Source organism: Allochromatium humboldtianum (assembly GCF_013385175.1).
Lineage (GTDB): Bacteria > Pseudomonadota > Gammaproteobacteria > Chromatiales > Chromatiaceae > Thermochromatium > Thermochromatium humboldtianum.
This window is the reverse complement of sequence record NZ_JABZEO010000008.1, coordinates 102,533-125,796: the sequence shown is the minus strand read 5'-3', so window position 1 is coordinate 125,796 and position 23,264 is coordinate 102,533. Positions and strand designations below refer to the sequence as shown.

The window sequence follows — 23,264 nt, the reverse complement described above, 5'->3', positions numbered from 1 at the left end:
TCGATTTCAGTGGTCGGCCGGAAGTCGGGCAACGCCGCTGTCGATGGCCGCGCGCGCGACCGCCGCCGGTACGCGTTCGCGCAGGCGCGGGTCGAACGGCTTGGGAATGATGTAATCCGGGCCGAAGCTCAGTTCCTTCAGCCCATAGGCCTCCAACACCTCGGCCGGGACGGGTTCGCGGGCGAGCGCGCGCAACGCCTCGACGGCGGCGATCTGCATGGCCTCGTTGATGCGCGAGGCCCGCACGTCGAGCGCGCCGCGGAAGATGAAGGGGAAGCCGAGCACGTTGTTGATCTGGTTCGGATAGTCCGAACGCCCGGTAGCCATCACCAGATCGTCGCGCACCGCCAGCGCCGCCGCCGGGCGGATCTCGGGCACCGGATTGGAGAGGGCGAAGACGATCGGACGCGGCGCCATGGCGGCGACCATCTCGGGCGCGACCAGATCCGGCCCGGAGACGCCGATGAAGACGTCCGCGCCCTCCATGGCCTCGGCCAGGGTGCGTTTCTCGGTCTCGACCGCTACGCCGAACTTGTAGGGATTCAGATCCTGACGCCCGAGATGGATGATGCCCTGACGGTCGACGCAGAAGATGTTGTTGCGTTGCGCGCCGAGCGCCAGCAGCAACCGCACGCTGGCGATTCCGGCCGCGCCGGCGCCCAGCACCACGATGCGGGCGTCGGCGAGCGTCTTGCCTTGCAGCTCCAGCCCATTGAGCAGACCGGCGGCGATGATGATGGCGGTGCCGTGCTGATCGTCGTGGAAGACCGGGATGTCGAGCTGTTCGATGAGCGCCTGCTCGATCTCGAAGCAGTGCGGGGCGGCGATGTCTTCCAGATTGATGCCGCCGAAGGTCGGAGCGATGCGCGCCACGGTCTCGATGAAGGCCTGCGGACTCTCGGCGTCGACCTCGATGTCGAAACAATCGATGCCGGCGAAGCGCTTGAAGAGCACCGCCTTGCCTTCCATCACGGGTTTGCCGGCCAGTCCGCCGACATTGCCCAGACCGAGCACGGCGGTGCCGTCGGTGATGACCGCCACCAGATTGCCTTTGTTGGTGTAGCTGTAGGCGAGATCCGGATCGGCGTGGATCTGGCGTACCGGTTCGGCCACGCCCGGCGTATAGGCCAGCGAGAGATCATGCTGGGTCGCCGCCGGCTTGGTGATCTCGGTGCCGATCTTGCCCGGTCGCGGCAGGGCGTGGAAGTCGAGCGCCTGGCGATTGATGTCGGCATCCAGATGGGCCTTGTTCTGCGAATCGGTCACGATAGTCTCCGCATGAGATGGGGAAGGCGCCCAGGGTCGACGAGCTTCCGAGTCAATGAGGCTGGGGTGACAAGGCGGAACGCGCGCGCGGGCGGACGAACAGGTCGCCATGATCGTCGCGCACGGGCGGCGAGTCAAATGGATGACGCCGAATCGATAGAGTGGGGCAATATCGAATCACCCGAGAGGCGGGCGATCCCGATGATGAATGCGCGCGCGGTTCCCACGGAGTCTCACGCGCAGACGGACAGACGCCGAACCAGGGAGCTGGTGCGGCGTCTGTCGGCGAAGGGCGATCTCGGATCCGAGCCGGACGGTCGATGCGCGGGAAGACCGTGCCGGCAAATCCCGTGGATCTCAGCGGGAATACTTGCGACGGAACTTGTCGACGCGACCGGCGGTGTCGAGCACCTTCTGCTTGCCGGTATAGAAGGGATGGCAGGCGGAGCAGACTTCCACGTGCATCTCCTTGCCCTTGGTGGAGCGCGTCGTGAATTCGTTGCCGCAGCTGCAGACCACCTTCACGTCATGGTATTCGGGGTGGATTCCTTCTTTCATGATGACCCTTTGGCCCACATGGGCGTAAAAATTCTTGTAAAACGCGGCAATTTACCAGTTCGAATCCAGGCACGCAATCACTGCAAGCGATGCGCGATCGGTCAGGAGACGAACCGCGCGACCAGATCGTCGAGAAAATCACGCCCGAGTGGGGTAGGGGTGAGATGATCGCTGCTGAGATCGAGCAACCCATCGCGCACGGCGGCCTGTATTTCGGGTGCGATCCGTGACCAGGGCAGCCCGGTGGTCGCGCTGAAGAGCGCCGTCTCGAACCCATCGGTGAGCCGAAAGGCGTTCAGGGCGAATTCGAGCACCAGATCCGATTCGCTCAGGACGCGCCGCGTTCCGAGTGGTCGGCGGGGATCGGCCTCCAGATAGCGGTCCGGGCGAGCCGGTTTTTCGGTGCGCTGGATGCGCCAAGGCGTGGAGTCGTATTCCGACGTCTGGTGCTCGGTCAGCTTGCCGTGCGCTCCGGCGCCGATGCCCAGATAGTCGCCGAAACGCCAGTAGTTGAGATTGTGCCGGCACCGGCGTCCGGGACGCGCATAGGCCGAGATCTCGTAGCGTCCATAACCGGCGGCCTCCAGACACTCGACGCCCTCGACGCCCATCTCGGCGACGAGATCGGCTTCCGGCAGTTCGGGCGGACAGGCGCCGAACGCGGTGCCGGCTTCGACGGTGAGCTGATAGTAGGAGACGTGCTCGGGTTCCAGCGCGATCAGTGCATCCAGGTCTGCGCGCGCCGTCTCCAGCGTCTGACCGGGCAGACCGAACATCAGGTCCAGATTGAGGTTGTCGAACCCCTGAGCGCGCGCGATGCGCACCGCTTCGCTGGCCTCGGCGGGCGTGTGGATGCGTCCGAGTCGTTCCAGATGCCCTGCCGATAGGCTCTGCACCCCGATCGAGAGCCGATCGACGCCGGCCTCGCGATAGGCGGCGAAATGCGCGGCATCGACCGTACCTGGATTGGCCTCAAGGCTGATCTCGGCGTCCGGAAGCAGCTCGACGCGCTCGCGGATGCCGTCGAGCAGACGACGGATCGCCGCGCCTGGGAACAGGCTCGGCGTACCGCCGCCGATGAAGATCGAGCCTATGGGACGACGCGCCGCCGGCTCGCGAAGCTCCAGGTCGAGATCCAGCAGCAGCCGTTCGACATAGGCGTCGAACGGCGGCGCCTCCCGGCCGCCCGGATGCGAGTTGAAATCGCAATAGGGACACTTGCGCACGCACCAGGGCAGATGGACGTAGAGCGCCGGCGGTCGCTGTGAAGGCTCGAACGAATCCACGGGCTATGGCGCTCGCCTGATCCGCTCAGCGCCCTTTTTTGAGGCTTTCCTGAAGCAGGGCGCCGAAGCTGCCCATGGTCTTCTCGGCCGGCTTGGCCGCCGGCGGTTTGGCGGCGGCGACGACCACGGCGGCCGTTGGATCGACCTCGCGGCTCTCGTCGAGCGAGAGACTGATACGCCGACGCTCCAGATCCACGCCGAGCACGGTCGCCGTCACCTCATCGCCTTCCTTGAGCACCTCGCTCGGATGCTGGACGCGCCGACCGGCGCCCAGTTCGCTGATATGGACCAGACCATCGACACCGGGCGCCAGCTCGATGAAGGCGCCGAACGGCTGCAAGCGCGCGACACGTCCCTGAATGCGCGTGCCGGCTGGGAACTGCTCGATGGCATCGAGCCAGGGATCGCGGCTCAGGGCGCGGATGGAGAGCGCGATCTTCTCGCGCTTCTTGGCGTCGGTCGCTGGCTCGATGCGCAGCACGCTGACCTCGACCTGCTGGCCGGGCTGCAACACCTCCTTCGGGTGCTTGACGTGACCGAAGGCGAGCTGGCTGATGTGGATCATGCCTTCCAGTCCGCCGAGGTCGACGAAGGCGCCATAGTCCTTGAGCGAGGTCACGGTGCCGGTGAGGACGGCGCCCTCCTTGAGCTGGGCGCGCAGTTCCTCGGCCTTGATGCGCTGTTCTTCTTCCAGCAGCGCACGGCGCGAGACCACCAGATTGGGCCGACGTCCGCCCTCGAACTTGGTGATCCGGAAGTCGAGCTTCTGGCCGACGAATTCGGACAGATCCTCGATGAAGCGGATATCGATCTGCGAGGCCGGGCAGAAGGCACGGATACCGGCGACCTGGACCTCGCACCCGCCCTTGACCGCGCCCGTCACCTGCCCCTGGACCGGCAGGCCCTGACGATAGGCGCGTTCGAGTTCGTCGAGACCATGGTACTTGTGACCGTGCTGGCTGCCGAGCAGCAGCATCCCGCTCTCCTCGTCCTTGCCGGTGACATGGGTCTCGACGGTGTCGCCGACGGCGTACTTGAACTGACCCTCGGCGTCGCGGATCGCGGCCAGATCAAGCCGACCCTCGGACTTGGCGCCCAGGTCGACGAAGGCGAACTCCTCGCCGATCGCGATCAGGATGCCGCTGACCTTGTCACCCACGGTCGGCTCGCCTTTCTGGGCCTGTGGATGGGTCTGGTCGAACTCGTTGAGCAGATCTTCGAAGCTTGCGGACTCGGACATGGTTGGACGAACGCCGTGGGAGATGGATGAAACGGACTATTGTAGGGCGGATCGTGCTTGAGATCGCGGATTATTCGGATGGCCAGTGCTCGTCGAGCGCCTCGGTGCTCGTCCAGGGACAATCGGATGGGAAGCGATCGAACGCAATACCGGTTTCATTGGTCGCCAGGGTGCGAGCATCCAGCCAGGCATCGGACCACCAATCCGGATCGTCGAGACAGGATTTGAGGCTGGGCGTTTTGCGCAGACGGCGGGCGAGGGCGCGCCGCTGTTCGCGAATCGTACTTTCCCAACTCGCGCCGCGTCGCTCCGGCTGATAGCGCCACTTGAGCAGATGGCTCAGCAGTATGGCCATACGATTGGCCAACTCGCGTTGTTCGCTCTTGCCCACGTCCTCGATCTCCTCGGCGATATGTGCGATGTCCAGCAGATCGAATCGTCCGGCGCGCAACAGTCCGGCCTGTTCGTTGGCCCAGGCAATGATGTCGGATTCGTAGCTGTGCATGTGGGCGATCTCCAAGGCTATCTCTGAAGCGTCCAAGCGCGTCTAAACGGCTTCCAGCCGCGCATAGGTCAGCACCAGCCATTTGGCCCCGACGCTGCCCTTGAAGTCGATCTGGATGCGTGCCTGAGCGCCGCGCCCCTCGCTGTTGAGCACCACGCCCTCGCCGAACTTGGGATGACGCACGCGCTGGCCGAGCCGGTAGCCTTCGGGCGCCTGGGCGCCGGCTGAATGCTTGACCGGACTACTGGTAGCGGATTTCGGCGCAAACGCCGGTCGGGCGACACCGCCACCGCGGACTTCCTCGATCAATTCGGCCGGGATCTCGCGCAGGAAGCGCGACGGCGCCGGATACTCCTCACGTCCATAGAGCCGCCGACTCTCAGCCTGGGTGAGATAGAGCTGGCGCATGGCGCGCGTCATGCCGACATAGCACAGCCGCCGCTCTTCCTCCAGGCGTGCCGGATCGTCGGCCGAGAGACTGTGCGGAAACAGCCCTTCCTCCAGTCCGGCCAGGAACACCAGCGGAAACTCCAGTCCCTTGGCGCTGTGCAGCGTCATGAGCTGCACGCTGTCCTCGAACGGATCGGCTTCGGCTTCACCCGCCTCCAGCGCGGCATGGGCCAGGAAGGCGCCGAGCGGATCACCTTCCTCGTCGGGCAGATCCTGCTCGAACCGGCTGACGGTCTCGATAAGCTGCTCCAGGTTCTCGATCCGATCCTGTCCCTTGCCGTCCTTGCTGTTCTTGAAGTGCTCGATCAGTCTGGTCACTTCGATCACGCGGTCAGCGATTTCGCTGAGTGCGCGATCCTCACTCGCATCACGCTGGCTCTCGATCAGGTCGAGGAAACCCCGTAGCGCATTGCTCGCCCGTGGGCTGAGCGCTCCGCTTGCACTGAGTTCACGCGCCGCACGCCACAGCGAGACGCGGGCCGCACGTGCCTGCTCGCGCACCAGCTCGACCGTGCGCTCGCCGATGCCGCGCGTGGGCAGATTCACCACGCGCTCGAACGAGGCATCGTCGTTCGGATTGGCGATCAGACGCAGATAGGCCAGTGCATCGCGGATCTCGGCGCGCTCGAAGAAGCGCAGTCCGCCATAGACCCGATAGGGAATGCCGGCCTGGAGCAGCGCTTCCTCGAACAGCCGCGACTGGGCCGTGGTGCGATAGAGGATGGCGCATTCATCGCGCCGATGACCCTCGTCGACGAAGCGGCGGATGCGTTCGATGACGAAGCGCGCCTCGTCGACCTCGTTGAAGGCCGTATAGCGGCGGATCGGCTCACCGGCGCCGTCCTGGGTCCAGAGGTTCTTGCCCAGTCGCGTGGGGTTGTTGGCGATCAACGCATTGGCGGCGGCCAGGATGGTGCCCGTCGAGCGATAGTTTTGCTCCAGCCGGATGGTCCGGGTCGTCGGGTAGTCCTTTTGGAACGACTGGATGTTTTCGACCTTGGCTCCGCGCCAGCCGTAGATGGACTGATCATCGTCGCCGACAGCGAACAGATGATTGTCACTACCGGCGAGCAGACGCAGCCAGGCGTACTGGATGGCATTGGTGTCCTGGAACTCGTCGACCAGGATATGCGCGAAGCGTCGCTGATAATGACCGAGGATGTCCGGCCGCTCACGCAGCAGCTCCAGCGTGCACAGCAGCAAATCGGCGAAGTCGAGCGAACCGCTGCGAATGCGCGCGGCCTCGTATTCGCGATAGACCGCGATCATCCTGTCCTGAACGAAGTCGCCGGTCTCGGACAGGTGATGCGGACGCAGTCCCTCGTCCTTCTGGCGATTGATGAAGCCCTGGATCTGACGCGGCGGCCAGCGAGCCTCGTCGATCTGCATCTCCTTGAGCAGCCGCTTGATGAGCCGAAGCTGATCGTCCGAGTCGAGGATCTGGAACTGCTGGGGCAGACCCGCGTCCTGCCAGTGCGCGCGCAAAAAGCGATGAGCCAGACCATGGAAGGTACCGACCCACATGCCGCCGACCGGAGTGCCGAGCATCTCGTCGAGTCGACCGCGCATCTCGCGCGCGGCCTTGTTGGTGAAGGTGACGGCCAGGATCGACCAGGGCTGAACCTGTTGGACCTGAAGCAGCCAGGCGATGCGATGAACGAGCACGCGCGTCTTGCCCGATCCGGCACCGGCAAGGATCAGCAGATGACCCGGATCGGCGGAAACGGCTTCGCGTTGCGCCGCGTTGAGTGAGTCGAGCAGGGGGGAAACGTCCATCGGGCGATTTTAAACCGGCGTCCTCTCAATAACTATCTATAAGATAGATATAAAGATAGTAGTTATAAGGCCTGTGGATAAGTGGATAAGTCAGATTTGACCATATTTATCAAATATTTAAAGCCTTATGCGTTTGTGGATAACCTGTGAGTGAAATGTGCATAGAAAACGCTCTGATTTTTTGTGCACGCATTATCAACAAGTTATCCACAGGATTGTCAACAGGTTATCCATTTTCAAGTCATTGATTTTCAAGATCAAAATTTAGCCCACAATCTACGCCTGCGACAGTTCTCGCGCAAGGGCGTACCCGAGCGCCCTCGCCGTAGTAGAATGCACGGCTCGACCCCTGGTTTTCACCCCATTCAAGATCGAGCCCGATTCATGACCCAGCTGCAAAACGACACCTTCCTGCGCGCCCTGATGCGCGAACCCGTTGATTACACGCCGGTTTGGATGATGCGCCAGGCCGGACGCTATCTGCCCGAGTACCGTGCCACGCGCGCCAAGGCCGGCAGCTTCATGGATCTGTGCAAGAATCCGGAGCTGGCCTGCGAGGTGACGCTCCAGCCGCTCGACCGCTATCCGCTCGATGCCGCCATCCTGTTCTCCGACATCCTGACCGTGCCCGATGCCATGGGCCTGGGTCTGTACTTCGCCGAGGGCGAGGGTCCGAACTTCGAGCGTCCGGTGCGCACAGCCGCCGACGTCGATCGACTGCCGATCCCTGACCCGGAGGGCGAGCTGAAGTACGTCATGGACGCCGTCTCCACCATTCGCGGCGCGCTCAACGGCCGGGTGCCGCTGATCGGCTTCTCCGGCAGCCCCTGGACCCTGGCGACCTACATGGTCGAGGGCAGCGGCAGCAAGAACTTCTCCAAGATCAAGGCGATGATGTTCGACCAGCCGGCGCTGCTGCACCGCCTGCTGGAAAAGGTCGCCGACTCGGTGACGACCTATCTCAACGCCCAGGTCGCGCGCGGCGCCCAGGCGACCATGATCTTCGACACCTGGGGCGGCTCGCTGGCGCCGGCCAACTATCGCGAGTTCTCGCTGGCTTACATGCAGCGCGTGGTCGAGGGTCTGACCCGCGAGGCCGAGGGCCGCAAGGTGCCGGTGATCCTGTTCACCAAGAACGGCGGTCAGTGGCTCGGCGACATGGCCAAGACCGGCTGTGACGCGCTCGGCGTCGACTGGACCACGGATCTGGCCGACGCGCGCCGGATGGTCGAGGATCGGGTCGCGCTCCAGGGCAACATGGATCCCTGCACCCTCTACGCCTCGCCCGAGCGCATCCGTGAAGAGGTCGCGCGCGTCCTGGCCAGCTATGGTCACGGCTCGGGCCATGTCTTCAACCTGGGCCACGGCATCACCCCGGACGTCGATCCCGAGCGCCCGGCGGCCATGATCGCCGCCGTGCACGAACTCAGCCGCGCCTATCACGCCTGATCGCGTTCGGTTCGACCACGACAGCCCAAGGCCCGAGTGTCGATCAGCGGGGGTGTTGGCCGCATGGATGCGGCCATCAAGCCTCCAGGGACGGATTCACGGCGTCCCCCGCTGGTCGACACTCGGGCCGTCAACGCCTCGGTCAAGCCTGAAACCTAAAAGCCTACCCCTTCTCGCGCCACACGGTCGTGTAGAGATCGTGCCGGCGATCCTTGAGGTTCTGCACCGTCCCGCCGTTGCGCGCCGCCCGTAGCGCCTCCAGCCGTAGATCGGCGAAGGCCACGGTCTCGACGTTGGGCGTGGTATCGGCGGCCACACCGTCGCGGGCGAAGGGGAAGTCGCATGGCGTCAGGATACAGCTCTGGGCGTACTGGATGTCCATGTTGTGCACGTTGGGCAGATTGCCGACGTTGCCCGACATCACGACATAGCACTGGTTCTCGACCGCGCGCGCCTGACAGCAGTAGCGCACCCGCAGATAGGATTGACGCTCGTCGGTACAGAAGGGCACGAAGACGATGTTGGCCCCCTGGTCAGCGAGATGACGCCCGAGTTCGGGGAACTCCGAGTCATAGCAGATGAGCACCCCGATGGGACCGCAGTCGGTGTTGATGGCGTTGAGCGCGTGTCCGCCCTCGATGTTCCACCAGTAGACCTCGTTGGGCGTGGGATGGATCTTGGCCTGCTCGTGGATCTCGCCGCCGCGCAGACAGACATAGCAGATATTCTCGACCCGTCCGTTGGGCATGCGCGTCGGATGCGAGCCGCCGATGATGTTGATGTTGTAGCGCACCGCCATGTCGCGCAGGGCCTCCTTGAGCGGGGTGCTGTACTTGGTCAGGGCCTCGATCGACTCGGCCGGCGAGAGCTGCTCGTCTTCCATCGACAGGAGCTGGAGCGAGAAGAGTTCGGGGAAGACGACGAAATCGGCCCGGTAGTCGGCGGTGACGTCGACGAAATAGCGCACCAGATCCAGGAACTCCTCGAACGAGCGCACGCGCCGCTGCATGTACTGCACCGTGGCCACGCGCACCGTATCGGGCAGACGTCCGCCATAGCGCTTGGCGCGTTTCTCCTCGCGTTCGTCCGGGGCATTGGGATTGCGCCAGAGCAGATGCACGCCATAGCCGAGCGAGTCCTTGTCCTCCGGGAGATAGTCGGGCAGCAGGCCCAGGATCTCGAATCCGTTGCGCATCTGGAAGCTCAGTACGGGATCGCGCTGACGGTTCTGGCGGACCTCCTCGATATAGGCGTCCGGACTGTCGAAGCGGCGCGCACGGCGGGCGAGCGTCGGCAGACGTCCGCCGAAAACGATCCCCTTGGCTCCCCAGGAGCGGGCGAGCTTCTTGCGTTCGTCGTAGAGACGCTGACCGATGCGCGAACCACGGTGGTCGGGATCGACACAGACCTCCATCCCGTAGAGATAGTCGCCGTCGGGATCATGGCGCGAGGCATAGCCGCCGCCGCTGATCTCGCGCCAAGTGTGAGGTTTCAGGGCGTTCTGGCCGTCGATGAGGAAGGTGGCGCAATAACCGACGATGGCCCCATCGTATTCGGCCACGAATTGGCCTTCGGGGAAGTTGTTGATCTGACCCCGCAGCATGGCCGGCGAATAGCTGCTCATCCCGGAGGGCGCATAGACCTTGGCGACCAGGGCGCGGATGGCCGCGATGTCGCGGATACGGGCGTTGCGCACGATCAGGCGCGGTTTTTCGGCGCTGGCTCCGGCGGTGTCGGACATGGAGATTCTCCGGTCGTGAAGTGATGAAGGCGGGATCGGCGCATGGGTCGACTGTAGAACGATTTTCGGTCCTCGGTCGCCTCGTGCGTCATACTGAGTCTGTGGACTTGTCTGAACACGCGATCCACCCTACATCCAAGTCATTGATGTCTCAAGCCGCCCCGTCGTGCGCTTCGGGGAGGCGAGACCTGAAACGAGAGGATTTCTCCGGATGAATGTCATCGAGATACAGGAAACCGGCGGCCCCGAGGTGTTGCGACTGGTCGAACGTCCGCAGCCTGAACTGACCGGGCCGGACGACATTCGTGTCCGACTCTGTGCCGCCGGTGTCAATCCGATCGATACCAAGATCCGCCAACGCGGCCCGATGCTCCCGGAGGGACTGCCCGCCGTGCTCGGCTGCGATGGGGCCGGTGTGGTCGAGGCCGTCGGTGAGGATGTGACACGCTTCAAGCCCGGCGACGAGGTCTGGTTCTGTCATGGCGGACTCGGCGGTGCGGCCGGCAACTATGCCGAGTATCGCGTCATCGATCAGCAGTTCGTCCAGGCCAAACCGCGCGCCGTCGGCATGGTCGAGGCCGCCGCCGCGCCCCTAGTGCTGCTGACGGCTTGGGAGGCGCTGCACGACCGCGCGCGGCTCGCCGAGGGCCAGCGGGTGCTGATCCATGCCGGGGCCGGCGGCGTCGGTCATGTCGCCATCCAGCTCGCACGGCTGGCCGGTGCGCGTGTCTGCACCACGGTCAGCGGACCTGAGAAGGCCGCGCTCGCGCATGAACTCGGCTCTGAGTTCTGCATCAATTATCACGATGAGGATCTGGTCGAGGCGGTCATGGACTGGACCGAAGGGCAGGGCGTCGACATCGCCCTGGACACCGTCGGTCCCGAGGTCTTCCGTCGCACCATCCCGGCCATGGCGCACTATGGCGATCTGGTGACGATCCTCGATCCCGGCCCGGAGCTGGATCTCAAGGAAGCCCGGCTGCGCAATCTGCGTCTGAGCCTGGAGCTGATGCTGACCCCGATGCTCTATGATCTGCCGCGCGCCCGGCTGCATCAGGGCCAGATCCTGCGCCGTTGCGGCGATCTCATCGATCGCGGTGATCTGCGGGTGCATGTCTCACAGACCTTTGCGCTCGCCGAAGCCGCCGAGGCGCATCGTCTGCTCGAACAGGGCCATGTGACGGGCAAGCTGGTGTTGAATCTGGAGTGAGTCTGGTGAGGCTGATGATCCGATCGAGGTGTGCTTGAACACCCTGCCGAGTTTGAAGCGGGTGCGGGTGGCGCTGCTCTCCGATACCCATGGCGCGCTCGATCCGCGTGTGCGCGAGATCGTCGACGACTGCGATCTGGCGCTGCACGGCGGCGACATCGGTCATGCCGCCATCCTCTCCCAGCTCCAGCCGCGTCTGGGACGGGTGCTGGCGGTCTTCGGCAACAACGATGTGGCGCGCAAGTGGCCGGAGGAAGACCGGCGGCTGCTGGTGCATCTGCCCGAGTGGCTGGAGCAGCCGCTGCCCGGCGGCTCACTGGTGCTCATCCACGGTCATCAGCTGCCGGCGCGCAACCGCCATGCCCTGTTGCGCGCACGCTTCCCCGAGGCGCGCGCCATCGTCTATGGCCACAGTCATCAGCTGGAAACAGATCTCGATGCGCAACCCTGGGTGCTCAATCCAGGCGCGGCCGGACGCTCGCGCACCCATGGCGGACCATCCTGTCTGGTGCTGATCGCCGACGCCGACGAGTGGCGTGTCGAGAGCTACCGCTTTCCGCTGTCGGTCCCGAGACGGGGAGTGCGCTACACTCCGCGCCATGAACACTCCAAGCACCCCATCGGTCAAACCACCCAAGTCGTTGCTACGCCAGGTCGGGCGGGCCATCGCTGATTTCCGCATGATCGGCGAGGGGGATCGCATCCTCCTCGGCGTCTCCGGCGGCAAGGATTCGCTCTCGTTGCTCCAGATCCTGGCCCATCTGCGCACCTATGCCCCGGTCCGTTTCGAGCTGGCGGTCCTCACCGTCGACCCCGAGGTTCCGGGCTATGATCCTCAGGCCTTGAAAGACTATTACGACCAGCTCGGTCTGACCTGGCACTATGAACAGCAGCCGCTGATGGAACAGGCCAAGACGCACATGGACGGCGATTCGTTCTGCGCCTATTGCTCGCGCATGAAGCGCGGCATCATGTACCGGCTCTGTCGCGAACATGGCTACAACGTGCTGGCGCTGGGCCAGCATCTCGACGATCTGGCCGAGAGTCTGCTGATGTCGCTGTTCCACGGCGGTCAGTTGCGCACCATGAAGGCGCACTATCGCAACCAGGACGGCGATGTGCGCATCATCCGCCCGCTGGTCTACTGCCGCGAGCGCCAGACGGCCGACTTCGCCCGTCGCGCCGGCTTGCCCGTGATCCCGGATTCCTGCCCGGCCTGCTTCACCATGCCGACCCGCCGCGAGCACATGAAAGCCTTGCTGGCGCGCGAGGAAGCCGAACACAGCACGCTCTTCTCCAGTATCCTCCACGCCCTCAAGCCGATCATGGTCGAGGGTGAGCTGCCCGAACCGGGATGGACATGTCGATCCGAACCAAGCTCGCCCTCGGGCTGATCGCGATCCTCGCGCTGAACCTGCTCGCCAGTCTCCACGGCTTCCACCGACTCACCCAGGCCGCGAGCCGCGAGGCCGAGATCCTGGAGACCTCGTCGGACATCCTGACGCTGGCCCTGACCGCCCAGGTGCATTTCAAGAAGCAGGTCCAGGAATGGAAGAACATCCTGCTGCGCGGCAGCGATGCCGAACTGCGCGCCCGCTATGTCGCGCAGTTCGAGCAGGAGGAGGGCGCGACACGCGCGTATCTGGAGCGACTGGTCGGACTGTTGCAGCCCAATCCCGAGGCGCGCGCCGAGGCCGAGCAGTTTCTCGCGGCGCACGACCGGCTCGGACGCGAATATCGCGCTGCGCTCGCCGTCTACCGGCCCGAGGATGCCGCGCCCCAGCTTGAGGTCGACCGGCAGGTGCGCGGCATCGACCGCGAACCGACCGATCTGCTCGATCGGCTGGTCGATTCAGCGCTCGCGCATCGTGAGACGACTCTAGCGCAGGTGCAGCTCGCCGCCCGCCGGCATCAGTTCTGGACCCTGATCCTCACCGGCGCCCTGATGAGCGGCACGGCGCTGCTGCTGATCTGGCTGGTCGATCGTTCCATCGGACGCCCGATCGCGACCACGGAGGAGGCGGCGCGTCAGATGGATCACGCGAACGCTGAGTTGGCGCGCGCCGCCCAGGCCAAGGACGAGTTCCTCGCCGCCATGAGCCATGAACTGCGCACGCCCCTGACCTCGATCCTGGGTCTCTCCGAGACCATGGGTGATGGCCTGCTCGGTCCGCTGAGCGCCCAGCAGGAAAAGGCGGCGCGCATGATCCACGAGAACGGCACCCATCTGCTGGAACTCATCAACGATATTCTCGATATGTCGCGCGTGGCCTCCGGCCAGATGCATCTGCGCTGGGATCAGGTGCCGGTCGATCAGCTCTGCGAGGCCAGTCTGCGTCTGATCGGACCGGCAGCCAAGCGCAAGGGACTCAGGGTTTCGCTGGTGATCGATCCTAAGGCGCGACTGGTGCGCGGTGACAGTCGGCGGCTCAAACAGATGCTTGTCAATCTGTTGGGCAACGCGGTCAAGTTCACCCCAGAAGGCGGTTCGATCGGACTCGATGTCCAGGCCGATGCCGAGCGTGGTGAGCTGTGTTTCGGCATCTGGGATACGGGTGTGGGCATTCCGCGCGAGCAGTTCGAGCGGTTGTTCCAACCCTTCGTGCAGCTCGACAGCCGCCCGGCGCGTCAGTACGACGGTACCGGACTGGGGCTGGCGCTCGTCTCTGGGATGGCCGAGCTGCACCACGGGCGCATCCAGGTCGAGAGCGAAGTGGGGCAGGGGAGCCGGTTCGAGATCCGGTTGCCCTGGGATCCGGCGGCGCAACGGGCCGATCGGTTGCAACCCGACTCCACCGAGGCGGGTGAGTCAGGGATCGAGGCCGGTGCGCGCGAACCCTGGCGCGTGCTGCTGGTCGACGACAATCCGGGCAATCTGGAGATGTTCTCGGCCTATCTGCGCATTCGCGGCTGCGAGGTGCACACAGCCGGCAGTGGGCCAGAGGCCATCAGGTTGGTACATGCGCCGCGACCGGATGTGATCCTGATGGACGTGCAGATGCCGGGGATGGACGGTCTCGAAACCACGCGCCGCTTGAGATCCGATCCGGCGCTGCGGACCGTTCCCATCATCGCTCTGACCGCGCTCGCCATGCCTGGTGATCGTGAACAGTGTCTGGAGGCCGGCATGGACGACTATCTGACCAAGCCGCTCGGACTCAAGGAACTGCATGCAGCCGTGGCGCAGTGGGTCGCGCGCACGCGCACAGCGGCGGTTCGTGCGCTATCTTGAGCCTCGACATTCAGTCTGGAGGAAGACGCCTAATGTCTCAAGCCGCCCTCAAGCTGGCCTGTTACGACGATATCCTCGACCTGCCCGAGCATCTGGTGGGCGAGATTCTGAACGGCACCCTGTATGCGCAGCCGCGTCCGGCTCCGAAACATGCCCTGGCTTACTCGGCGCTCGGTTTTCTGGTTGGCGGTCCCTTTCATGGCGGCATCGGTGGACCGGGCGGCTGGTGGATACTCGATGAACCTGAACTGCATCTGGGGGCGGATGTCCTGGTGCCGGATCTGGCCGGCTGGCGGCGCGAGCGGATGCCCGCTATCCCGGATACGGCCTGGTTCGATCTGGCTCCTGATTGGGTGTGCGAAATCCTCTCGCCCTCCACAGCTGCCAAGGATCGCGCAATCAAGCGGCCGATCTATGCGCGCGAGGGCGTCGAACATCTGTGGCTGATCGATCCGCAGGCGCGGACGCTGGAGGTCTACCGACTCCAGGCCGACGGGCACTGGTTGCTGCTCGATACGCTCAAGGACGACAGTCCCGTCAGTCAGCCGCCGTTCGAGGCTGTGACCTTCCCCCTGAACGCGCTCTGGACCGACTGAGCCTTGGGATCGAAGTCACGTAGCAGATTGGACAGCCGTTGCAGCGTCTCCGGCGTGGACCGCTCGCCATAGCGCGCCGGGACATAGAGCGCGAGGAAACCGCCGACAGTCGAGGCCAGATCCGGCCGCGCGGCGGTGACGCGCTGGCCATAGTCGCCCGGTCCCTCGTGCGGCAGGCGCGGCAGTCCGACACCGGCCAGCCGCCGGCACAGACGCGCATAGAGCCGTTCGAGCGGATCGCGCTCGGTGCGTTCGTGCATCAGGACCAGCAGGATGCCGCCCAGCGTCAGTGACACGGCCAGCACCATCAGCACCGCCAGTCCATATTCCTGCCAGGCGCCCAGCCCGAGCCGATCCATGAGCCGGCGCTGATCCTGAGCCGAGAAATCCAGCACCCAGTTCTGCCAGGTCGCTTCCAGAGTGTCGCCCAGCAGACGCAGATCGCGCATCCAGCGCGCCAGTGCAGCGGCCTCGCCGAGATCGAAGCGCACCGAGGCGCCGGCCCCCAGCAGCTCGGTGGCCAGGCGATTGTCGATTCGCGATGGGTCGACCGCCGCCGTCGGGTCGACCCGCACCCAGCCGCGTCCCTCGATCAGCACCTCGACCCAGGCATGGGCATCGGACTGACGCACGATGGTATAGCCGCCGAAGTCGTTCGTCTCGCCGCCGAGATAGCCGAGCACGATGCGCGACGGAATGCCTGCAATCCGCATCAGGAGCGCGAAACTGCTGGCATAGTGCTCACAGAAGCCGCGGCGGGTCTCGAACAGGAACTCATCGGCCGGATTGGCGCCGAGCTTGGGCGGCAGCAGGGTGTAATAGAAGTTCTCGCGGTTGAAATGGGCCAGCGCCCGCTGGACCAGTGTCCAGTCGTCGGCGCGTTCTTCGCGACCATCAGCCACCTGAGTGCGCCAGTCTTCCACCAGGGCGCGCATCCGGGGCGTGACGTTCGCGGGCAGTTCGAGCGCCAGCGCGCGCACCCGCTCGTCCGGCTCGGCGGTGCGATAGCTGAGGACCGAGCGCGCGTTGTAGCGCTTGAGCGCTGTCACCGGCTGGTTCGACAGCAACTGATGGTCCGGGCTGATCGCCGTGCCCTCCGGCTCGCTGACCGGCATGTCGAGCGCGAACAGCCAGCGCTGCTTGGTCGGTTCCATGACCACTTCGTACTCGATCGGGTCGGACGATTCGATCAGCCGTGCCGGTCGCTGCCAGCCAGACGGCGGCGCGTCCGGCGTCCAGCGGCGTCCATCCATCTTCCACAGGACCGGGCCGCGCCAGTAGAGCTGATTGGCATCCGGCCGCCGGCCAGCGAAACGCGCGCGAAAGGCCAGCTCGCCATTGACCACCAGCTCGCTGATATTGCCCGGCTCCATGCTGTCCGACATGCCCATCAAGCCCCTGGAACTGTCGATCCCCAGGCTCCAGAGTGGGGCGGTCAGACGCGGAAACAGCACGAAGAGAACGAGGGTGAGCGGGATGGCCTGGAGCGCCAGTCGCGCACTCACCCGCAGCGCCGGACGCAGACCCGCCGCCCCCAGTCCGCCATTGAGTTCGGTCAGCAGCGTGACCAGACCCAGAGCGATCAGTCCCAGATAGAGGGTGAGCTGGAAGGATTCGTCGAACAGGAACTGCACCACGCTCAGAAACCCGAGCAGGATCAGCACCAGACGCAGGTCGCGCTTGGTGTCGAGTTCCAGCAGCTTGAGCACGAGCATGGTCGCCAGCAGCGCCGAGCCGCCGTCCTGGCCTGTGACTGTGTGATAGGCCGCCAGACAGTTGCCCAGACCGGCGAAAGCCAGCAGGGCGCGAATCCAGCGGTTGGGCAGCGCCGCCGGCCAGCGCAGCGCCACCAGCCGGATGGCCAGGATCAGGGCCAGGAAAGCCGTGACCTGACCGTCGAGATAGCGCGCGAACGGGGCGCAGGCCGCCGCGACCAGCAGCGTGGTCCAGAAGATCTGATGACGCTCGGGCCGTTCGTCCGCTGGGATGCGATTGGTCTTGCGCGTCATGGAATCAGTCTTGTGCATGGCCGAAGAGTGCCAGTCGGGTCAGACAGCGTTCGGTATGGGCGGCGCCTTGGGACAACCCCTCGACCGCGCCGGGCAGACGCAGACCGAAGCGCGTCGGGCCGGCGCTGACGTCGAGCACCTGCCGCGTCAGCAGACCGAGCCGGATCTCGGGATCGGGCGCGTTGAGCCGTGCCCAGTCGATCCAGACCTCCTGGCCCTGCTCGCCGCCGTATTGCTTGACCACCAGCCCGCGTTCGCGTGCGTAAGCCTTCCAGTCGATGTGCCGGATCGAATCGCCCGGACGATAGCCGCGCGAGCCGAGATAATCTTCCGCTCCTTCGTGCCGGGTGCGATGCGGACGTGGGCTGTCGCCGGCATCATGGCCCGGTTCGGGCGCCTGGGGCGCGGGTTTGGGGAAGACCAGGGTCTTGGCTTCGGTGGCGACATAGGTCCAGGCGCGAAACAGTCCCATCGGATGGCGCGTCTCGACCATCACGTCGATCAGCCGATGCCAGCCGCGCTTCTCGGTCGGCACGGCCAGGGCGACCAGCGCCTGATCCCCGGCGCCGATATGAACCGGCGTCGGCGTCTCGCCGTTCTTGCGCAGACGGATGTCATGGCGCGGACGTTCGCCCTCGGCGCGCACGGCCACCTCGAAGCGCGCCCGTTCCCCGGCGAACACCGGCGAGCCGCCGCGCGCCTGCACCGCCAGCCCCAGCAGATTGAACCAGGCATGATGCATGGCCACCAGCCCGACCGAGGCCAGGAAGAAGGTCAACAGCAGCCCCAGGTTGTTCTGATAGTTCAGCGATCCGAGCAGCATCACCAGCATCACCGCGCCATACATGAACCCGGCGCGGGTCGGCACGATATAGATCTGACGCCCGCCGACGCGCGCCACGCCATCGGGTCCGGGCGGCACCCGGCGCAGCAGGCTGTCGAAATAGCGGCGCGTGCGCTCGCGGAGGCTGTCGGAGACTTGGGACATGGCTGTCAGGGCGTGTCGTTGCGCTCAAGATTCGGTTCGGATGTTGGTTTGACTGAGGATGTGGCATCCCATCCCGTTCGATTCAAACCGGCACGTTGGTCAGGATGAAGCGCGCTACCTCGTCGTCCCCGATCCGCTGCCCCGGCTCGCCCCCGGTCAAGCGATGCACCGCCACCGCCGGCAGCACCGCCTGCACGTCCTCAGGCATCACATAGTCGCGCCCGGCGAGCAGAGCCCAGGACTTGGCCGCGTGCAACAGACCCAGCCCGGCGCGCGGCGAGAGTCCATAGGCGAAGCGTTCCGAGCCGCGCGTGAACTGAAGAATGGCGTGGATGTAGTCGATGATCGGCGATGCGGCATGGATACGGATCACGGACTTCTGCAATTCGATCAGCTCGGCGTTGGTCAGCGCCGGTCGTTGGCGCGCGACCATCTCGCGCCGATCCTCGCCGGCGAGCAGCGCCTTTTCCTGCTCGGCGGCTGGATAGCCGAGATGGATGCGCATCAGAAAGCGGTCGAGCTGCGACTCGGGCAGCGGAAAGGTGCCGACCTGGAACAGCGGGTTCTGGGTCGCGATGACGAAGAAGGGTTCGGGCAGCCGCCGCGTCTCGCCCTCGACCGTGACCTGACGTTCCTCCATGGCTTCGAGCAGCGCGCTCTGCGCCTTGGGCGTGGCGCGGTTGATCTCGTCGGCGAGGATCAGTTGCGAGAAGATCGGGCCGGGATGGAAGCGGAAACTCTCGGAGGCGCGATCATAGACCGAGACGCCGATGACATCGGCCGGCAGCAGGTCGCTGGTGAACTGGATGCGCGAATAGTCCAGCCCGAGCAGTCGCGCCAGCAGATGCGCGAGCGTGGTCTTGCCGACGCCCGGCAGATCCTCGACCAGCAGATGACCGCGCGCGAGCAGACAGGCCAGTGCCAGACGCAGTTCGCGATCCTTGCCGAGGATGACGGCGCCGGCCTCCAGCAGGATGCTCTCGGCGAGATTGGGTCGGGCGGGACTGGATGTCGGATGTAAGCTCATCTGGGACTCGGTGAGATCGCTGGCGCTCGGTTCGGGGCCGAAACGCGGGTTTTGAATCGGGAATGACTGAATTCCACAGGATTTCCGTGTTGTTTTCCAGGCCGCACGCGCTTCGGGCAGGGTGCAAGATCGGCGGCAAATCGCCTACACTGCCTGCCCCTCTTTTGTCATACCCTCCACGGACCTGCTCTTCGATGCTTGCAAGCGATACCTATGACGTGATCGTGGTCGGCGGCGGCCACGCCGGCACAGAGGCCGCGCTGGCCGCTGCGCGCGGCGGTGTGCGCACCCTGCTCCTGACCCAGAACATCGAGACTCTAGGCCAGATGAGCTGCAACCCGGCCATCGGCGGCATCGGCAAGGGGCATCTGGTGCGCGAGATCGACGCCTTGGGCGGCCTGATGGCGCGCGCCGCCGATCGTGCCGGCATTCAGTTCCGCATCCTCAACGCCAGCAAGGGGCCGGCGGTGCGCGCCACCCGCGCCCAGGCCGACCGTCAGCTCTACCGGGCCGCCGTGCGCGCGGCGCTGGAGAACCAGCCGGGATTGTCGATCTTCCAGCAGTCGGTCGAGGATCTGCTGGTCGACGGCGAGTGCGTGACCGGCGTGCGCACTCAGATGGGGCTGGAATTCCAGGCACGCGCCGTGGTGCTCACGGTCGGCACCTTCCTCGGCGGTCGCATCCATGTGGGTCTGTCCAACTATGAGGGCGGTCGGGCCGGCGATCCACCCTCCAACGGGCTGGCGCGACGGTTGCGCGAGCTGCCGTTTCGCATCGAGCGGCTCAAGACCGGGACACCGCCGCGCCTCGATGCGCGCAGTATCGATTACAGCCGGCTCGCCGAGCAGCCGGGCGACGATCCGGTGCCTGTGTTCTCCTTCCTGGGCCGGCCCGAGGACCATCCGCGTCAGGTCAGCTGCCACATCACCCACACCAGCGAGCACACCCACGACATCATCCGCTCGGGGCTATCGCGCTCGCCGCTGTTCACCGGGGTGATCGAAGGGGTTGGGCCGCGTTACTGTCCCTCGATCGAGGACAAGATCGTGCGTTTTGCCGACAAGACTTCGCATCAGATCTTTCTGGAGCCGGAAGGACTCACGACCCACGAGGTCTATCCCAACGGCATCTCGACCAGTCTGCCCTATGACATCCAGGAGGCGCTGGTACGCTCGATCGTCGGGCTGGAACGCGCGCATCTGACCCGGCCCGGCTATGCGATCGAGTACGACTTCCTCGATCCGCGCGATCTGAAACCCTCGCTGGAGACGCGACCCCTGTCGGGGCTGTTTCTCGCCGGTCAGATCAACGGCACCACCGGCTATGAGGAAGCGGGCGCTCAGGGACTGCTGGCCGGGGCCAATGCCGCGCTCCAGGTGCAGGAGCGCGAACCCTGGCATCCGCGCCGCGATGAGTCCTATCTTGGGGTCATGGTCGACGATCTCATCACGCGCGGGACGAATGAGCCGTATCGCATGTTCACCAGTCGCGCCGAATACCGGCTGCTGCTGCGCGAGGACAATGCCGATCTGCGTCTGACCGAGATCGGGCGTCGGCTTGGTCTGGTCGGCGATGAACAGTGGCGGCAGTTTGAGCGCAAGCACGAGGCTATCGAGCGCGAGCGTCAGCGTTTGCGCGAGACCTGGGTGCGACCCGAGACGCTCGATCCGGTGCTGGCGACGCAGGTGCTAGGCGAGCCGTTGCGCCGCGAGTCCCGTGCGCTCGATCTGCTGGCGCGGCCCAATGTCGGCTATGACGGCATCCGGGCGCTGACCGGCGAACCGCCCGAGCCGGTCGCGCCCGAGGTCGCCGAGCAACTGGAGATCCAGACCCGCTACGCCGGTTACATCGACCGCCAGCGCGCTGAGATCGAGCGCCAGCGCGAGCAGGAACTCAAGCCGCTGCCCGATAGCTTCGACTATGCGCAGGTGCGCGGACTTTCGGTCGAGGTGCGCGAAAAGCTGATGCGGGTGCGTCCGGCGACCATCGGACAGGCCGCGCGTATTCCCGGTGTCACACCAGCGGCGGTGTCGCTGCTGCTCATCCACCTGAAGCGGCAGGCCAGTTCGAAGGGGATCGATTGAGGCGGTTCTGCAATCGATGTGGTTGCGATCAGCGCTCGCGTTGCCATGTGGCGCCACGATAGATCCGAACCGCATTGCCGCGTTCGAGCTGGGTGTGCTGGCGCCAGCGTTGATCCTCGGCGGCGCGGGATTGCTGCTCGGCGCGCTCGGCCAGCAGCGCGGCGAGTCGCGCCAATGCCAGTCGGCGGTTGAGGTGCTGCGAGCGTTCTTCCTGGGCGAGCACGCTCAACGCGGTCGGACGATGGGTGATGCGCACCGCGCTCTCGGTACGGTTGACGTGCTGTCCGCCTGGACCGCTCGCACGCAGGGTCTCGATGCTCAGCTCGCGTTCGTTCCAGTGCTCGGCTGACGGCTCACTGAAAGCCGCGACGCTGACGAACCAATTCTTGCGCTTGTGATGCGGTCGATAAGGACTGGCGCCGATCCATTGAACCGTGCCCAACCAGTCGGCGACCCGAGACGCGACCTCGGGTCCGCTCACCCGCAGCAGTACCGAACGTGCGTCTCCGGTGTTCGTGCCAGGGGCGCGGTCGATCTCTTCGACGGCCAGTCCGCGCGCTGTCAGTTCGCGCGTCAGCACCGGAACCAGCCGTCCGACCACCCATTCGCACTCGGACGGACAGCGTCCGGCGGACATCTGAAGCCATAGAGTCGGAGTGCTCATCGCCGACGCCTCTCGGTCTGACGTGCGCGGCCAGGGCGCTGGTGTTCCGCCTTGCGCACCTTGTAGGTGAGGACCGGACACAGGGTGGCGATGGGATGACAGAGTCCGGCCGCGACCAGATCGCCGATCACACGCTCGATACCCTTGTAGCTCTCGGGCGCTTCGTCATAGAGCAGTTCCTTGTCCTCGCAGATCACCTGTCCGCCAAGCGCGGTGACGGCCAGATCCTCGGGGCGCTGACGTCCGCTCAGTCGCGCGCGCGCCTCGCCGCGTTTCCATTTGCGTCCGGCGCCATGGGCGAGCGACCGCAGGCTCGTCTCGCCGTCGCCCGTCGGTGCGACCAGATAGGACAGGCTGCCGCGCGAACCGGGGATCACCAGCGGTCCGCGATCGGCGGGCGCCGCGCCCTTGCGATGCAGCCACAGCCGCTCGCCGTGCCAGTCGACCGGCTCGACGCCGTTGTGCCAGACCGCCAGCCGCTGTTCGGCCTCCGTGCCCAGCGCGTCGAGCAGTCGTGCGGCGATCAGGGCGCGGTTGGCCTCGGCCCAGCGCAGCGCCTGATCGTGACGGGCGCAATAGTCCTCGGCTTCCGGGCTGTCCGGTGCCAGACCCGCATGGCCCCACTGGTTGACCTGGGCGCGCAGGATCGACTCGCCCAAGCCGCGCGAACCGCTGTGGACGAGCAGGCAGAGGCGCTCGGGCTCCAGTTCCAGGGCGGCGAGCGCGGTCTCGTCCAGCACCTTTTCGATCACCTGCAACTCGGCGAAGTGGTTGCCGCCGCCGATGGTGCCGAGCGCGCTGTCGAAGGGCGTCGGCTCCAGATTCCAGTCGGCGCGCCAGGCGTCCAGATCGCCGTCCCAGGGGCCTTCGAGTCCCTGCAAGCGTTCGGCAGCGCGCTCGGGCTTGAAGCGGCGGGCCGTCAGTTCGGTTTGCCACAGCGCCATGCCGCAGCCGATGTCGTTGCCGACCAGCGCCGGATAGATCCGTTCGCTCAGAAAGACCGCACCGATCGGATAGCCCTTGCCTGGATGCAGGTCGGGCAGGCCGACGGCGGCGCGCATCCCCGGCAGACGGGCGGTCTGCTCCAGCTGGCGGATGGCTTCGCCCTCGATCCAACTCGACGGTGAGGCGATGACGCGCGGGGTGATGATTGATTCGGTGGTGGTGGCTGTGATCATGCGTG

19 protein-coding genes are annotated in these 23,264 nt (G+C 65.4%); 7 read left to right on the top strand and 12 right to left on the bottom strand.

Features of this window, described 5'->3' with window-relative positions; genetic code table 11:
• Positions 1–6: 6 nt before the first annotated feature.
• From HW932_RS13150 to uvrD, 6 genes are all read right to left on the bottom strand, one after another.
• On the bottom strand, positions 7–1,266 hold the full coding sequence (locus HW932_RS13150) for a malic enzyme-like NAD(P)-binding protein (protein WP_176976949.1): 1,260 nt from the start codon (positions 1,264–1,266) through the stop codon (positions 7–9).
• 357 nt (positions 1,267–1,623) lie between these two features.
• Positions 1,624–1,824 (bottom strand): 50S ribosomal protein L31, encoded by a 201-nt coding sequence (rpmE, locus tag HW932_RS13145; protein ID WP_176976948.1) that lies wholly within the window; start codon positions 1,822–1,824, stop codon positions 1,624–1,626.
• Between the two features lie 101 nt (positions 1,825–1,925).
• On the bottom strand, positions 1,926–3,110 hold the full coding sequence (hemW, locus tag HW932_RS13140) for a radical SAM family heme chaperone HemW (protein ID WP_176976947.1): 1,185 nt from the start codon (positions 3,108–3,110) through the stop codon (positions 1,926–1,928).
• A gap of 25 nt (positions 3,111–3,135) precedes the next feature.
• Complete coding sequence (locus tag HW932_RS13135) at positions 3,136–4,350, bottom strand: 30S ribosomal protein S1 (RefSeq protein WP_176976946.1); 1,215 nt, start codon at positions 4,348–4,350, stop codon at positions 3,136–3,138.
• A gap of 70 nt (positions 4,351–4,420) precedes the next feature.
• Positions 4,421–4,855, bottom strand: coding sequence for a DUF29 domain-containing protein (locus HW932_RS13130; RefSeq protein ID WP_176976945.1), 435 nt, complete (start codon positions 4,853–4,855; stop codon positions 4,421–4,423).
• Between the two features lie 42 nt (positions 4,856–4,897).
• Positions 4,898–7,081 (bottom strand): DNA helicase II, encoded by a 2,184-nt coding sequence (gene uvrD / locus HW932_RS13125; protein ID WP_176976944.1) that lies wholly within the window; start codon positions 7,079–7,081, stop codon positions 4,898–4,900.
• A 384-nt stretch (positions 7,082–7,465) separates the two neighbouring features.
• Here uvrD and hemE point away from each other — a divergent pair, with 384 nt between their 5' ends.
• Positions 7,466–8,530, top strand: a complete 1,065-nt coding sequence (hemE, locus tag HW932_RS13120; RefSeq protein ID WP_176976943.1) for a uroporphyrinogen decarboxylase — start codon at positions 7,466–7,468, stop codon at positions 8,528–8,530.
• Positions 8,531–8,693: 163 nt separating this feature from the next.
• Here the strand turns inward: hemE and HW932_RS13115 are convergent, their stop codons facing one another.
• Positions 8,694–10,271 (bottom strand): GNAT family N-acetyltransferase, encoded by a 1,578-nt coding sequence (locus tag HW932_RS13115; protein WP_176976942.1) that lies wholly within the window; start codon positions 10,269–10,271, stop codon positions 8,694–8,696.
• A gap of 211 nt (positions 10,272–10,482) precedes the next feature.
• Here HW932_RS13115 and HW932_RS13110 point away from each other — a divergent pair, with 211 nt between their 5' ends.
• From HW932_RS13110 to HW932_RS13090, 5 genes are read left to right on the top strand one after another with little or no spacing between them, the layout of a single operon-like run.
• Positions 10,483–11,481 carry a zinc-dependent alcohol dehydrogenase family protein gene (locus HW932_RS13110; protein ID WP_176976941.1) on the top strand — a complete coding sequence of 333 codons (999 nt, stop codon included), beginning with the start codon at positions 10,483–10,485 and terminating at the stop codon, positions 11,479–11,481.
• 34 nt (positions 11,482–11,515) lie between these two features.
• Positions 11,516–12,154 carry a metallophosphoesterase family protein gene (locus HW932_RS13105; RefSeq protein WP_176976940.1) on the top strand — a complete coding sequence of 213 codons (639 nt, stop codon included), beginning with the start codon at positions 11,516–11,518 and terminating at the stop codon, positions 12,152–12,154.
• Positions 12,081–12,875: a PP-loop family protein gene (locus HW932_RS13100; protein ID WP_176976939.1), complete on the top strand. Its 795-nt coding sequence runs from the start codon at positions 12,081–12,083 to the stop codon at positions 12,873–12,875. Before HW932_RS13105 ends, HW932_RS13100 begins: the two co-directional genes overlap by 74 nt.
• Positions 12,842–14,713 carry a hybrid sensor histidine kinase/response regulator gene (locus tag HW932_RS13095; RefSeq protein WP_176976938.1) on the top strand — a complete coding sequence of 624 codons (1,872 nt, stop codon included), beginning with the start codon at positions 12,842–12,844 and terminating at the stop codon, positions 14,711–14,713. The genes HW932_RS13100 and HW932_RS13095 overlap by 34 nt, the downstream gene beginning before the upstream one ends.
• A 32-nt stretch (positions 14,714–14,745) precedes the next feature.
• The gene (locus HW932_RS13090; protein WP_176976937.1) at positions 14,746–15,309 is read left to right on the top strand and encodes a Uma2 family endonuclease; all 564 of its coding nucleotides are present in this window, start codon (positions 14,746–14,748) and stop codon (positions 15,307–15,309) included.
• On the opposite strand, the gene HW932_RS13085 is transcribed toward HW932_RS13090, so the two are convergent.
• The 3 genes from HW932_RS13085 to HW932_RS13075 form a co-directional block, all read right to left on the bottom strand.
• A complete protein-coding gene (locus HW932_RS13085) occupies positions 15,255–17,336 on the bottom strand; it encodes a transglutaminase TgpA family protein (protein WP_246296814.1) in 2,082 nt (693 codons plus the stop codon). The two genes, HW932_RS13090 and HW932_RS13085, sit on opposite strands and share 55 nt — an antisense overlap.
• Entirely contained in the window at positions 17,323–18,306 is a 984-nt protein-coding gene (locus tag HW932_RS13080) for a DUF58 domain-containing protein (RefSeq protein ID WP_176976936.1), read from the bottom strand. Before HW932_RS13080 ends, HW932_RS13085 begins: the two co-directional genes overlap by 14 nt.
• 82 nt (positions 18,307–18,388) lie before the next feature.
• Positions 18,389–19,333, bottom strand: a complete 945-nt coding sequence (locus HW932_RS13075) for an AAA family ATPase (RefSeq protein ID WP_176976935.1) — start codon at positions 19,331–19,333, stop codon at positions 18,389–18,391.
• Between the two features lie 194 nt (positions 19,334–19,527).
• Here HW932_RS13075 and mnmG point away from each other — a divergent pair, with 194 nt between their 5' ends.
• Positions 19,528–21,417 carry a tRNA uridine-5-carboxymethylaminomethyl(34) synthesis enzyme MnmG gene (gene mnmG, locus HW932_RS13070; protein ID WP_176976934.1) on the top strand — a complete coding sequence of 630 codons (1,890 nt, stop codon included), beginning with the start codon at positions 19,528–19,530 and terminating at the stop codon, positions 21,415–21,417.
• Between the two features lie 28 nt (positions 21,418–21,445).
• Here the strand turns inward: mnmG and prfH are convergent, their stop codons facing one another.
• Together prfH and HW932_RS13060 are read right to left on the bottom strand one after the other, a co-directional pair.
• The gene (prfH, locus tag HW932_RS13065; RefSeq protein ID WP_176976933.1) at positions 21,446–22,081 is read right to left on the bottom strand and encodes a peptide chain release factor H; all 636 of its coding nucleotides are present in this window, start codon (positions 22,079–22,081) and stop codon (positions 21,446–21,448) included.
• Positions 22,078–23,259 carry an RNA ligase RtcB family protein gene (locus HW932_RS13060; RefSeq protein ID WP_176976932.1) on the bottom strand — a complete coding sequence of 394 codons (1,182 nt, stop codon included), beginning with the start codon at positions 23,257–23,259 and terminating at the stop codon, positions 22,078–22,080. The genes prfH and HW932_RS13060 overlap by 4 nt, the downstream gene beginning before the upstream one ends.
• Between the last annotated feature and the right edge of the window lie 5 nt (positions 23,260–23,264).